Below are 12,051 nucleotides of genomic sequence, written 5' to 3'. Positions count from 1 at the left end.
CTTGGAGCATACACGCCGACGCGAGGGATGCAACGGGCAGGGAGCGGGGATAGGCGGGGGAGTGAAAAAAGCACCGGCCAAGGGTTGACTGGCGGGCCTGAATCCTCTAATTACTCCCTTCTCTTTTCGCGGAGGAAAAAATCATGTTTGCGATTATCGAATCGGGCGGCAAGCAACACCGGGTCGAGGAAGGCTGGCGCTTCAACGTGGAGCGCATCCAGGCCGAGGAAGGCTCGGAGCTGGTCCTGGACAAGGTCCTCATGGTCGGCGGCGACAAGGCCGAGGTTGGCGCGCCCTATCTGGAAAAGGCCAAGGTCACCTGCGAAGTGCTGGCTCACGGACGGGGCAAGAAGTGCATCGTCTTCAAGAAGCGCCGGCGCAAAAAGTCGGCCGTCAAGAACGGCCATCGCCAGGAATTCACCACCCTCAAGGTCAAGGCCATCAGCGCCTAGGAGGCAGCCATGGCACATAAGAAAGCAGGCGGCAGCTCCCGCAACGGCCGCGACTCGCAAGGACAAAGGCGCGGCGTAAAGCGCTACGGCGGCCAGCAGGTCACAGCCGGCAATATTCTGGTGCGCCAGCTGGGCACCAGGATCCACCCCGGCGAGAACGTGGGCACCGGCCGCGATTGGACCCTCTTCGCCCTGGTGGACGGCAAGGTGCGCTACGAGAAGTACCGCCGCAACAACACCACCAAGACCCGCGTGCATATCGACCCCGTCGAAGCCTAGCCCCGCGGAATCGAATTGTTTTTCAGGCGGCCCGGCACATGCCGGGCCGCCTTTTTCGCGTGAGCGAACGCAAGGGGTGGCAAGCTTTGGGCAAGTGTGCTACGCCCCAGCCATGCACATCGCGGAAGGCGTACTCTCCCCGGTCCTGCTGGCCGCAGGCTGGGGCCTGACCGTGGCCGGCACGGCCCTGGGACTGCGGCGGCTGGACGAGGCGCGCATCATGCCCACGGCCCTGCTCACGGCCGCCTTCTTCATCGCCTCCCTGGTCCATGTGCCCATCGGCCCGGCCAACGCCCACCTCGTGCTCAACGGCCTGCTGGGGGCCATCCTCGGCTGGGCCGCCTTTCCGGCCATCCTGGCGGCGCTGGTGCTGCAGGCCGCGTTGTTCCAGTTCGGCGGGCTGGTGGTGCTGGGCGTCAACGCCGTGGACATGGCCCTGCCCGCCGTGGCCTGCTTCGCCGCCTTCCGTCCCTTTTTGCTGCGCCAGGGGAGGGCAAGGACCGCCGCCGCCTTCGCCTGCGGCTTTTTGGCCGTTGGGCTGTCCGGCTTGCTGACCGCCCTGGCCCTGGCCCTGTCCGGCGAGGCTTTCGTGCCCGCCGCCAAGGCCCTCTTCCTGGCCCACCTGCCGGTCATGGCCGTGGAAGGGCTGGTTACGGCCGCGGCCGTGGGCTACCTGGCCCGGGTGCGGCCCGGGCTGTTGCACTCCGCCACCTGACTGGAGCCGCCATGCGCCGTTCGCCAATCCTTCCCCTCGCTTTCGCGCTGCTCGTGTTTCTGGCCGCCGGAGCCCAGGCCCACCGCGTCAACGTATTCGCCTATGTGGAGGGCGAGTCCATTCACGTGTCCGGCACCTTTCCTGGCGGCGGTCCAGCCAAGGACTGCCGCGTGCTGGCCTTGGGACCAAGCGGCGCGGAACTGGCCGAAACCGCCACGGACGACAGGGGGGAGGCAGTGTTGCCCGTGCCGGACGAGGCCCGCGACGGCTCCATGGACCTGACCGTTGCGCTGGAGGCTGGGCAGGGCCACCGGGACGAATGGGTGGTCCCGGCCACCGAGATCGCTTCGGCAATGGGGGTGGAGACAACGGAAGCGGCCGCGCCCAAGGTTGAGGAAGCCGCGGAGCCTGCCAGCGGTGAGGAGATGTCCGTCAGCCGCGCGGAGTTGCGGCGCATCATCTCCGCGGAAGTCGCCGCCCAGGTGCGCCCCGTGAAGGACATGCTGGCCCGCCGCGAATCCGGGCCGGGACTGGCCGAGGTGGTCGGCGGCCTGGGCTGGATCGTGGGGCTGGCCGGAGCCTGGGTTCTCGGCGCTTCCCGCCGCAAAGGCGGGGACGGCTAGGTGCTGGAGGACCGGGCCAGCGGGGGCGATTCCCCCATCCACCGCCTGGACCCCAGGGCGCGCGTTGTCCTCGCCTTGGCCTTCACCCTGCTCATGGCTTTCTGCCAAAGCCGCGCCACGGCCCTGGCCGGATGCGTCCTGGCCCTTGGCTGGCTGCTTCTTTCCCGCCCCTCGCTTCGGACGCTCCTGCCCAGGTTGGCCGCGGCCGAAGCGTTCGTGCTCTTCCTGGTGCTCTTTACCCCCTTTTCCGTGGCGGGCGACCCCGTTTTCTCCGTGGGCCCGCTGACCGCCACCCGGCAGGGGCTGGAGCTGGCCGGGCTTCTGGGGCTCAAGGCTACGGCGGCCATCCTGGCCATGGCCGCCCTGCTGGCCACCATTCCCGCGCCGCTGCTCGGCCGGGCGCTGCAGGGGCTTGGCGCGCCCAGGCGGCTCTGCCTGCTGCTGGTCTTCGCGGCCACGCAGATTCACGCCCTGGCGCGGGAGTTCGAGCGGCTGCGCACCGCTGCCCGGGCGCGGGGATTCTCCCCCGGGACCAACCGCCACACCTACCGCACCACCGCCCACCTGGTGGGCATGGTGCTGGTGCGCGGGCTGGAGCGCGCCGAGCGGCTGGAGACGGCCATGCTCGCCCGCTGCTTCGACGGACGCTTCCGTTCTCTGCCGCGTCGGGGAATGGGCGGGGCGGACCTGCTCTTCACCTCCGCCATGCTGGCCCTGCTGGCCGGGCTGGCCGCCGTCGAGATAATCCGCTAGGAAACCGCCCATGTCCGCGCTGCTGCAACTCCGCTCCCTGACCTATCGCCACCCGCGCGCCGAAGGCCTGCTGCTGGACGGCGTGGACCTGGACCTGGAGGAGGGCGAACGGCTGGGGCTGCTGGGGGCCAACGGCTCAGGCAAGACCACCCTGCTGCACCTCATGGTGGGCCTCAAGCGCGCCGGGTCCGGCTCCGTGCTGCTACGCGGGCGGGAAATGGCCGCGGAAAAGGATTTCCGGGAGCTGCGGCGCGAGGTCAACCTGCTTTTCCAGCGCAGCGAGGACCAGCTCTTCAGCCCCACCGTGCTGGAGGACGTGGCCTTCGGGCCGCTGAACCTTGGCCTGCCCCCCCAAGAGGCAAGGGAAAGGGCGGAGGAGACCCTGGACCGGTTGGGCCTGCCGCACCTGGCCGACCGCCTCAGCCACACCCTGTCCGGCGGGGAGATGAAGCTGGCTGCCCTGGCCACCGTCCTCTCCATGCGGCCGCGCCTGCTGCTGCTGGACGAACCCAGCAACGACCTCGACCCCCGCGCCCGCGACCATCTCTTGGAGGTGCTGGGCGGGCTGGACACCGGGCTGGTGGTGGTCTCCCACGACTACGACTTCCTGGCCCGGCTGGTGGACACCTACGCCGCCCTGGAGGAAGGCCGCCTGGCCCGCCGCGAACGCCCGGCGGTGCACCATCATCCCCACGCGCATCCCCTGGGCGACCACCCGCACAGCCACGGCGACGGGACGCTCTAGCCACTCCATTCGGTCGCGCCGATTGGTTTTTTCGGCCGCTCTTTCCGACTGCATCGCCATGATTGAATTTTTATATCCCCATAGTGACACGTCAAATTGAATCGTGTAACCAGTGGTCGAACACACAGCATGGAAAAGGAGTCGGACATGCGCATCACGGTTTTCACGCTGGCCCTGGCCCTCACCCTGGCCCTGGCTGTTCCCGCCCTGGCCCACTTCGGCATGGTCATCCCCTCGGACCCCGGATTCACGGCGGGCAGCCGCACGGTGGAACTCGATCTTTCCTTCTCCCATCCCTTCGAGGGCGTGGGCATGGAACTGGTCAAGCCCGAGGCCTTTTTCGTGGAGGCGGGCGGGCAGCGCACAGACCTGCTGGACGACCTGAAGAAGGCATCGGTCATGAGCCACCCCGCCTGGCGCGCTGAGTACAGCGCCAAGCGGCCCGGCACGTACCGTTTCGTCATGGAGCCCAAGCCCTATTGGGAACCTGCCGAGGACGCCTTCATCATCCACTACACCCAGACCATCATGCCCGCCTACGGAGGCGAGTCCGGCTGGGCCGAGCCCCTGGGGCTGAAGACCGAGATCATGCCCTTGACCCGGCCCTTCGGCAATTACGCGGGCAACGTGTTCACCGGAAAGGTGCTGCTGGACGGCGAACCCGTGCCCCACGCCGAGGTGGAGGTTGAACTGTACAACCGGGGCCGCTTCGAAGCCCCCTCGGAATATCACGTCACCCAGGTGGTCACCGCGGACGGGAACGGCGTCTTCTCCTTCGCCTGCCCCGAGCCGGGCTGGTGGGGCTTCGCCGCCCTGAATACCGCGGACTACACCCTCAAGGACCCCTCCGGCGCGGACAAGCCCGTGGAGCTGGGCGCGGTGCTGTGGACCTACATGCACCCTTGGAAGTCCAAGTAGCCGCACGCAGGTACTCCCGCGCGCGAGGCCCCGTCCGCCGTTTCGGCGGGCGGGGCCTCGTTCGTTGTGCGGCCCCCCCTCGACAGCGGGGCCGGGGGCGGCTATTGTCCGGGTTTGCGAATCACAGGCCCACAAGCCGCGACATGACCACACAGTTCCATCTCCAGAGCAAGGACCTCCCCCATGCGCTTCGTTGACGAGGCATCCATCCATGTGGCCTCTGGCAACGGGGGGCACGGCTGCGTCTCCTTCCGTCGCGAGAAGTACATTCCCAAGGGCGGCCCGGACGGCGGCAACGGCGGCCGGGGCGGCGACGTCATCCTGCGGGCCGAGCCCCGCCTGCTGACCCTCTACGATCTGCGGTTGCAGCGCTCCTACCGCGCCGAGAACGGCCAGCCCGGCCAGGGCAAGCAAAAGCACGGCCGCAACGGCGAGGACCTGTACGTGGACGTGCCCGTGGGCACCATGATCTTCGAGCAGGCCGAGGACGGCTGGGAGCAGGTGGCCGACCTGACCGAGCCGGGCCAGGAGGTCGTGGTCGTCCGGGGCGGCCGGGGCGGCAAGGGCAACGAGCACTTCAAGTCCTCCACCATGCGCGCCCCCCGTTTTTCCCAGCCGGGCGAGGAAGGGGAGGAAAAGCGGCTCAAGCTGGAGTTGAAGATCATCGCCGACGTCGGATTGGTGGGGCTGCCCAACGCGGGCAAGTCCACCCTCATCTCGGCGCTCTCCCGCGCCAAGCCCAAGATCGCCGACTACCCCTTCACCACCCTCACCCCGCAGCTTGGCGTGGTGGAGGACGACCTGGGGCGGCAGATCGTGCTGGCCGACATCCCCGGCCTCATCGAGGGGGCGCACGCCGGGGCCGGGCTGGGCCACACCTTCCTGCGCCACGTGGAGCGCACCCGGCTGCTGGTCCACTTGCTTTCCTGCGAGGATATGGACCTTGAAAATCCCTTCGCAGGGTTCGACCTGGTGGACGAAGAACTGGCCCTGTTCAGCGCGGACCTGTCCGCCAAGCCGCAGATCCGCGTCATCAACAAGATAGACCTGCTGGACGACGACCGGATCGAGGCCATCCGCGCGGCCGCCCGCGAGAAGGGGCTCCCCGTGTTCCTCGTCTCCGCCCAGCGCGGGGACAACCTGGACGAGTTGCTGGCCGAGATATGGCGTCTCATCGACGAGGCGGCGGAGGAGGCATGAGCGAGATGCGCGAACGCACCGGAGAGGTTCTTTCCAACTGCAAACGGGTGGTCATCAAGGTGGGCAGCGCGGTGCTGACCACCGAGAACGGGCTGGACCTGCGGGTGGTCAACCGGCTGGCCGACCAGATTTCCGCCCTGCACGACCAGGGACTGGACGTGGTGCTTGTCACCTCCGGCGCGGTGGCCGCTGGCCGCAGGGCCACCATCCACTGCAAGGAATGCGACCCGGATGACAACCTGGCGGCGCGGCAGGCCGTCTCGGCCATAGGCCAGTCGCGGCTCATGCACGAGTACGACGAGGCCTTCCACCGCTACGGCAAGACCACCGCCCAGGTGCTGCTCACGCGTGGCGATTTCGGCGACCGCTCCCGCTTTCTCAACGCCCGCAACACCCTGCGCACCCTGCTGGACTGGCGGGCCATCCCGGTCATCAACGAGAACGACACCGTGGCCGTGGCCGAGCTGAAGTTCGGCGACAACGATGTGCTGGCGGCCATGGTCATCTCCCTCACCGAGGCCGACCTGTTCGTGAACCTCACCAGCGCGGACGGCGTGTACACCGCCAATCCGGACGAGGACCGCACGGCCAGGCCCATCAGGGCCATCGAGGACATCATGACCCTGGACATCGAAACAATGTGCCGGGGCAAGACCGGGGCGGGCTCCGGGGGCATGTACTCCAAGCTGGTCTCCGCCCGCCGGGCGGCCCAGCTGGGCGTGCCCACCCTCATCGTCTCCGGCCACACCCCCTACGCCCTGGAGCGCGCCTTCGCCAACGAGGACATGGGCACCTGGGTCCTGCCCTCGGAGCAGCCCATCGCCAAGCGCAAGTTCTGGCTGGCCTACCACAAGAAGCCCGAGGGAGAGGTCTGGATCGACCAGGGCGCGGCCGAGGCCGTGGCCGAGCGGGGCAAGAGCCTCCTGGCTGCGGGCGTGGTGCGGGTGGAGGGCGACTTCCCCGAAGGCGCGCTGGTGCGCATCCTCAATTTCCAGGGGCAGACCGTGGGCGTGGGGCTGTCAAACTACGCCAGCTCCGATCTGCAGCGGGTCATGGGGCTGAAAACCGAGCACATGGGCAAGGTGCTGGGCCCGGGCATCCACCCGGAGGCCATCCACCGCGACAACATGCTGGTGGACCCGGCCTTGTAGGGGGCCGCGAATCCCGGTTTGTTTCGAGCCGGGAGATGGGTTCGGCAAACGGTTTGGTCCTTCCTCCGTATAACGGGGGAACCGCTCCGGCTCCCCGCCTTATCCCCGCTTTCTCCCTTTGTCCCTGGCCTTCTCCCTGCTATTGTGCAGGTTGAGGAGTGTTCCATGGGCATGGACATCGATTTCGACAAGCTGCGCGAGTACAAGGGAAAGCGTGACTTCTCCAAAACCCCGGAACCCGCCGGGAAAAAAGGTGGAGAAGGCGGCGCGCCCGTATTCGTCATCCAGCAGCACGACGCCTCCCACATGCATTGGGACTTCCGCCTGGAGACCGAGAGCGGCGTCCTGGTTTCCTGGGCCGTGCCCAAAGGCCCCAGCACCGACCCCAGCAACAAGCGGCTGGCCGTTCGAACCGAGGATCACCCCCTGGAGTACGCCCGTTTCGAAGGCGTCATTCCCAAGGACGAGTACGGCGGGGGAACGGTCATCGTCTGGGACGCGGGCGAGTTCGAGAACCGCAGCGAGAAGGACGGCCGGAGCCTCTCCCTGGAAAAGGCCCTGGACAAGGGGCATGCCCGGGTTTGGCTCAAGGGGAGCAAGCTGCGCGGCGGCTACTCGCTTATTCACACCAGGATGCGCGGGGATGAGCGCAACTGGCTGTTCATCAAGGAGGACGATGAGGAGGCCGACGCCCGCCGCAACCCCGTGAGCACCGAGCCCGAGTCCGTGCTTTCCGGCCTCACCGTGAAGGAGATGGCCGAGGCCATGGCCGAGCGGGAAGGAGGCGCGTCGTGAGCCTGCCGCAGGACGTACTCGGCGAGCGGGCGGCTGGGCTGCCCCGGGCTGAAGCCGAATACCTGCCGCCCATGCTGGCCACTCTGACGCACAACCATTTCTCTTCCCCGGACTGGATTTTCGAGCGCAAGCTGGACGGCGAGCGCTGCCTTGTGGTGCGCAAGGGCGGCAAGGTGCGGCTGTACTCCCGCAACCGGAAAGAGCTCAACCGCACCTACCCGGAACTGGTTGACGCGCTACGTGCCATGCACGCCCACGGCACGCCGGACTTCGTGGCCGATGGCGAGGTGGTGGCCTTCAGCGGGCAGGTGACCAGCTTTAAGCGGCTGCAGCGGCGCATGCAGGTCAAGGACCCGGAGGAGGCCCGGTCCAGCCGTGTGGCGGTCTATCTCTATCTCTTTGACCTGCCGGTCTGCGACGGTCTGGACCTCTCCTCCCTGCCGTTGGTGGACCGCAAGAAGGTCCTCAAGGTCCTTTTGGAGTACGAGGATCCCATCCGCTACACCGCCCACCGCAACCAGGAGGGCGTGGACTACCACAGGCAGGCCTGCCGCAAGGGGTGGGAAGGCATCATCGCCAAGCGGCGTGACGCCGCCTACACGGGCAAGCGCTCGCGCGACTGGCTCAAGTTCAAGTGCGGCCGGCGGCAGGAGTTCGTTATCTGCGGTTTCACCGAGCCCGAGGGCGAGCGCGTCGGTTTCGGCGCGTTGCTGCTGGGGTATTACGACGGGGACTCACTGCGGTACGCCGGGCAGGTGGGCACCGGCTTCGACAACGAGTTCCTGCGCTCCTTCCGTGAAACACTGGCGGACATCGAGCGGGCCGAACCGCCGGTGGAAAGCGGTCAGTTGCCCAGCAAAGGGGTGCACTGGGTGGAGCCGGAATACGTGGGGGAGGTTGGCTTCACCGAATGGACCGGCAAGGGGCGGCTGCGCCACCCCAGGTTCCTCGGGCTGCGGCGCGACAAGGCGCCTCGGCAGGTTGTGCGGGAGGAGGCGTGAGCAAGCGGACCTACGGCCCCTATTCCTTCGAGGCCTCGCGCGAGGATAAGGTCCTCTACCCGGACGACGGCATCACCAAGGGCATGATCATGGACTACTACGAGGCCGTGGCCGAGGATTTGCTGCGTCACGCCGGGGGCAGGCCCCTGACCCTGCGCCGCTTTCCGGATGGCATCGACGCCTTCGGCTTCTACCAGCAGGACGCCCCGGACCATTTTCCGGACTGGATGGAGCGGGTCACGGTGGACAAGGAAGGCGGCCACGTGGACCACGTGGTGGCACGCCGCGCCGCCGACCTGGCCTTTCTGGCGGACCAGGGGACGCTGGTGCTGCACATGTGGGGCAGCCGGGCCGACGACGTGCGCCTGGCCGACCGGCTGGTCTTCGACATGGACCCGCCCGAGGGCGGAGAGTTCGGCGTGGTGCGCCGGGCCGCTGCCGACCTGCGGGAGATGCTGCGGGAAATGGGGCTGACCGGCTTTCCCATGACCACCGGCTCCAAGGGGATGCACGTGGTGGCGCCCCTGCGGCCGAGAGAGGATTTCGACGAAGTGCGCGAGGTGGCCCGCCGGGCGGCGGAACGGCTGGCCGCCCGCAAACCGGACGAGTACACCACCGAGCAGCGAAAAAAGAAGCGCGGGGGGCGGCTCTTTCTGGACTGGCTGCGCAACTCCTACGGCCACACCACCGTGGCCCCGTACTCCCTGCGTGCCAAGCCGGGCGCGCCGGTGGCCGCGCCTCTGACCTGGGAGGAGGTGGCGGCCCCGGACGTGGGCCCGCGTTCCTTCAGCTTGCGCGACGTGCCGGACCGGCTGTCGCGCCATGGCGACCCCTGGAAGGGCATGTACCGCCGCGCCGCCTCCCTGGACGGGGCGCGGAGGAGGCTGGCGGCCAAGGATTGAACGCCTCCCCGCAAGGGGGCCGACGAAAAAAGGCCGGGGAGCTTGCTCTCCGGCCTTTTCGCGGTTCATGGCGTGCGGGAGGGTTACTCCTTGCGCAGTTCGTCCATCAGGTCCATCAGTTCGGAGGATCGCTGGGCCAGGTCGGACACGGCCCGGGCGGATTCCTGCATGCCCTGGGCGGTCTCGCTGGAGATGCGGTTTATGTCCTCGACGGCCCGGTTGATCTCCTCGGAGGTGGCCGATTGCTGCTCGGCCGCGGTGGCGATGGAGGAGACCTGGGAGGCGGTGCCTTCCACGATGGAGACGATCTCGCCCAGGGCCTGGCCGGATTCTTCGGCCAACTCGGTGGACTCCACCACCGCCTTGGCCGCGCTCTGGGTGGCTTCCACCGAGGTCTCGGCCCCCTTCTGGATGGCCGCGATGGCTTCGCCCACTTCCTTGGTGGCGTTCATGGTCTTTTCCGCCAGCTTGCGGACCTCGTCGGCCACCACGGCGAAGCCGCGCCCGGCGTCGCCGGCCCTGGCCGCCTCGATGGCCGCGTTGAGCGCCAGCAGGTTGGTCTGGTCGGCTATGTCCTCGATGACCGTGATGACCTCGCCGATGGACTGGGCCTGCTCACCCAATTTATTCATGTTGCCGCGCAACCCCTCGGTCTGGTCGCGCACGCCCTCGATGGAGGTGATGACCCGCTTGACCACGTCCTCGCCGTGCTTGGCCTTGGACATGGCCTGCTCGGCGCTGCCCGAGGCCTCGGTGGCGTTGCGGGCCACCTCCAGCACGGTGGCGTTCATCTCCTCCATGGAGGAAGCGGTCTCCTGGACGCGTTCGCTTTGCTGCTCCGCGCCACGGCTGGCCTGCTCCACCTGGGAGGACAGCTCCTGGGAGGCGGAGGAAACCTGCTCGGCGATCTCTCCGGCCTGGCTGGCCACCCTGGCGATGCGTTCGTTCTGTTCGCGGATGCGCTGCTCCTGGGCGCGGATCTCGGTCAGGTCGTAGTAGGTGGTGAAAGCGCCCTGCAGCTCCCCGTCCAGGTCGTAGATGGGGGTGGATGAGACCGCCAGTTGCAGTTCCTTGCCTGCCTGGGAGGTGTAGGAGACCTCGCGTTCCTGGTGGTCCCGTTCCTTAAGCGCCTTCCTGGAGAGGGTTTCCTTGGCTGAATCGCCGTAGAGGAGTTCTCCCGCGGTCTGCCCGTAGCAGTCCTCGGCGCAGGTGTCGCGTCCCAACAGGTCCATGAGTTTCTGGTTGCCGTAGGTCACCTTCTCGTCGGGGGCCACCACCACGCAGGGCATGGGCATGCCCTCCAGGATGCCCTGGGCGAAGCCGAGGCGCTGCTTGATCTGCTCCACCATGTTGCGCACGGACTCGATGGTGCGTGAGACGGCGTCGTTGGCCTGGTAATCGATGGAGGCGGTGAAATCGCCCTCGGCCACTTTGGAAGTGTAGCTTTCAAGCTGGCGCAGCGGCTTGCTGATGACCCGCAGGATGATGAAAGCCAGCACCACGCTCAGGGCCAGCATGCCAACCGCGCCCAGAGAGGAGGCGGTGAGCATGCGCTTGTCCGCGCCGAGCAGCATGTCCTTGTCGTCCATGCCCACGGCCACGTGCCAGTCCCAGGGCTTGAAGTGGTGGACGTAGGCGGTCTTGGGCTCGCCTTTGAAAGTGTACCTGAAGAACTCGTCGTCAGCGTCCATGAACTCGTCGCCCAGGCCGACCTCGCTGGCCTTGGTGCCGACGATCTCCTCGTCGGGGTGGACCAGGAAGGTCCCGTCGCCTGCGACCGCGTACGCGTAGCCCTCGCCCTGGATGTCGGCATTGAGGATGGTGTTCTTGACCTCGGGGGTGACGATGCGGCGGCCCACATAGGCCACGCCAACGATCTTGCCGGCGATATTCGTCAGGGGTTTGTAGGCGGTAATGTACCACTGGTTCACCACGTAGGCCCGGCCGCGAAAGGTTTCGCCCTTCATAATGGTCTTAAATACCGGGCTGGATGAGGGGATGTAGGTTCCGGTTGCCCGCTCGCCGTCGAGCTTGAGCACGTTGGTGGAGACCCGGATGAGCTTGTCGTCGTGGAGTTGGAAAATGGTGGCCGTGCCGCCAACCATTTCCTGCAGCTTGTCCACGATGGACGGGTCGTACAGGGAGGAATAGCCCGCCTTGAGGGTGGGCATGGTCACTTGTTCTTTTTCGCTCGTGACCTGGTTGGTCACGGTCATGGTTTCCATGTTGTCATCGTCGGTGCGGACGATGCCGTTGGCGTCCAGGATCTGCTGCAGCAGTGCCAGGTCGGCGCTGACTTTTTCCTGGGTCAGGCTGTTCTGCCCCTCCAGGTCGCGCATGACCGACTCGGCCACGGACCTGACGGTGGTGTGGGCGAAGTTCTCAAGGGAATTCTTGGCCTGCCACAGGTTGATGGAAGTGAGGACCACGATGGTCAGCACCACCAGCCCGATGAGACCGAACACGAGTTTAGCGTTGAGTGATATGCGGTTACGCATGCTGCCCCTCCTTGTCGTT

The 12,051-nt window shown here is 67.1% G+C and carries 13 protein-coding genes; 12 read left to right on the top strand and 1 reads right to left on the bottom strand.

Going from position 1 to position 12,051, the window contains the following annotated elements; genetic code table 11:
* The first annotated feature begins 143 nt into the window (after positions 1–143).
* From rplU to ligD (N911_RS0105945), 12 genes are all read left to right on the top strand, one after another.
* Positions 144–452, top strand: coding sequence for a 50S ribosomal protein L21 (rplU, locus tag N911_RS0106000; RefSeq protein ID WP_029895311.1), 309 nt, complete (start codon positions 144–146; stop codon positions 450–452).
* 9 nt (positions 453–461) lie between these two features.
* Positions 462–731 (top strand): 50S ribosomal protein L27, encoded by a 270-nt coding sequence (gene rpmA / locus N911_RS0105995; RefSeq protein WP_029895309.1) that lies wholly within the window; start codon positions 462–464, stop codon positions 729–731.
* A 112-nt stretch (positions 732–843) separates the two neighbouring features.
* Positions 844–1,446: a cobalt transporter CbiM gene (gene cbiM, locus N911_RS0105990; RefSeq protein ID WP_029895307.1), complete on the top strand. Its 603-nt coding sequence runs from the start codon at positions 844–846 to the stop codon at positions 1,444–1,446.
* Between the two features lie 11 nt (positions 1,447–1,457).
* Positions 1,458–2,069 carry a hypothetical protein gene (locus tag N911_RS0105985; protein ID WP_051693954.1) on the top strand — a complete coding sequence of 204 codons (612 nt, stop codon included), beginning with the start codon at positions 1,458–1,460 and terminating at the stop codon, positions 2,067–2,069.
* A complete protein-coding gene (cbiQ, locus tag N911_RS0105980) occupies positions 2,070–2,822 on the top strand; it encodes a cobalt ECF transporter T component CbiQ (protein WP_029895304.1) in 753 nt (250 codons plus the stop codon).
* A 10-nt stretch (positions 2,823–2,832) separates the two neighbouring features.
* Complete coding sequence (locus tag N911_RS0105975; RefSeq protein WP_029895302.1) at positions 2,833–3,567, top strand: energy-coupling factor ABC transporter ATP-binding protein; 735 nt, start codon at positions 2,833–2,835, stop codon at positions 3,565–3,567.
* 147 nt (positions 3,568–3,714) lie between these two features.
* The gene (locus N911_RS0105970; RefSeq protein ID WP_029895300.1) at positions 3,715–4,485 is read left to right on the top strand and encodes a DUF4198 domain-containing protein; all 771 of its coding nucleotides are present in this window, start codon (positions 3,715–3,717) and stop codon (positions 4,483–4,485) included.
* 183 nt (positions 4,486–4,668) lie between these two features.
* Positions 4,669–5,685 (top strand): GTPase ObgE, encoded by a 1,017-nt coding sequence (obgE, locus tag N911_RS0105965; protein WP_029895298.1) that lies wholly within the window; start codon positions 4,669–4,671, stop codon positions 5,683–5,685.
* Positions 5,682–6,836 (top strand): glutamate 5-kinase, encoded by a 1,155-nt coding sequence (gene proB / locus N911_RS0105960; protein ID WP_029895297.1) that lies wholly within the window; start codon positions 5,682–5,684, stop codon positions 6,834–6,836. The genes obgE and proB overlap by 4 nt, the downstream gene beginning before the upstream one ends.
* A gap of 165 nt (positions 6,837–7,001) precedes the next feature.
* Positions 7,002–7,631 (top strand): DNA polymerase ligase N-terminal domain-containing protein, encoded by a 630-nt coding sequence (locus tag N911_RS0105955; protein WP_029895296.1) that lies wholly within the window; start codon positions 7,002–7,004, stop codon positions 7,629–7,631.
* Positions 7,628–8,632 (top strand): non-homologous end-joining DNA ligase, encoded by a 1,005-nt coding sequence (gene ligD / locus N911_RS0105950; protein ID WP_202593858.1) that lies wholly within the window; start codon positions 7,628–7,630, stop codon positions 8,630–8,632. Before N911_RS0105955 ends, ligD (N911_RS0105950) begins: the two co-directional genes overlap by 4 nt.
* Positions 8,629–9,534 (top strand): non-homologous end-joining DNA ligase, encoded by a 906-nt coding sequence (ligD, locus tag N911_RS0105945; RefSeq protein ID WP_029895294.1) that lies wholly within the window; start codon positions 8,629–8,631, stop codon positions 9,532–9,534. The genes ligD (N911_RS0105950) and ligD (N911_RS0105945) overlap by 4 nt, the downstream gene beginning before the upstream one ends.
* A gap of 83 nt (positions 9,535–9,617) precedes the next feature.
* Here ligD (N911_RS0105945) and N911_RS0105940 read toward each other — a convergent pair whose 3' ends face one another.
* Positions 9,618–12,032, bottom strand: coding sequence for a methyl-accepting chemotaxis protein (locus N911_RS0105940; protein WP_029895292.1), 2,415 nt, complete (start codon positions 12,030–12,032; stop codon positions 9,618–9,620).
* Between the last annotated feature and the right edge of the window lie 19 nt (positions 12,033–12,051).

The organism is Desulfohalovibrio reitneri (assembly GCF_000711295.1).
In the GTDB taxonomy this organism is placed as follows: domain Bacteria; phylum Desulfobacterota; class Desulfovibrionia; order Desulfovibrionales; family Desulfovibrionaceae; genus Desulfohalovibrio; species Desulfohalovibrio reitneri.
Note: the sequence above shows the minus strand (reverse complement) of the source record. Positions and strands in the feature narration are given on the sequence as shown.

Coding starts and splice junctions, on each gene's coding strand:
- obgE (WP_029895298.1), top strand. CDS start 4,669: ATGCGCTTCGTTGACGAGGCATCCATCCATGTGGCCTCTGGCAACGGG.
- N911_RS0105975 (WP_029895302.1), top strand. CDS start 2,833: ATGTCCGCGCTGCTGCAACTCCGCTCCCTGACCTATCGCCACCCGCGC.
- proB (WP_029895297.1), top strand. CDS start 5,682: ATGAGCGAGATGCGCGAACGCACCGGAGAGGTTCTTTCCAACTGCAAA.
- N911_RS0105985 (WP_051693954.1), top strand. CDS start 1,458: ATGCGCCGTTCGCCAATCCTTCCCCTCGCTTTCGCGCTGCTCGTGTTT.
- N911_RS0105970 (WP_029895300.1), top strand. CDS start 3,715: ATGCGCATCACGGTTTTCACGCTGGCCCTGGCCCTCACCCTGGCCCTG.
- cbiM (WP_029895307.1), top strand. CDS start 844: ATGCACATCGCGGAAGGCGTACTCTCCCCGGTCCTGCTGGCCGCAGGC.
- rplU (WP_029895311.1), top strand. CDS start 144: ATGTTTGCGATTATCGAATCGGGCGGCAAGCAACACCGGGTCGAGGAA.
- N911_RS0105955 (WP_029895296.1), top strand. CDS start 7,002: ATGGGCATGGACATCGATTTCGACAAGCTGCGCGAGTACAAGGGAAAG.
- rpmA (WP_029895309.1), top strand. CDS start 462: ATGGCACATAAGAAAGCAGGCGGCAGCTCCCGCAACGGCCGCGACTCG.
- N911_RS0105940 (WP_029895292.1), bottom strand. CDS start 12,032: ATGCGTAACCGCATATCACTCAACGCTAAACTCGTGTTCGGTCTCATC.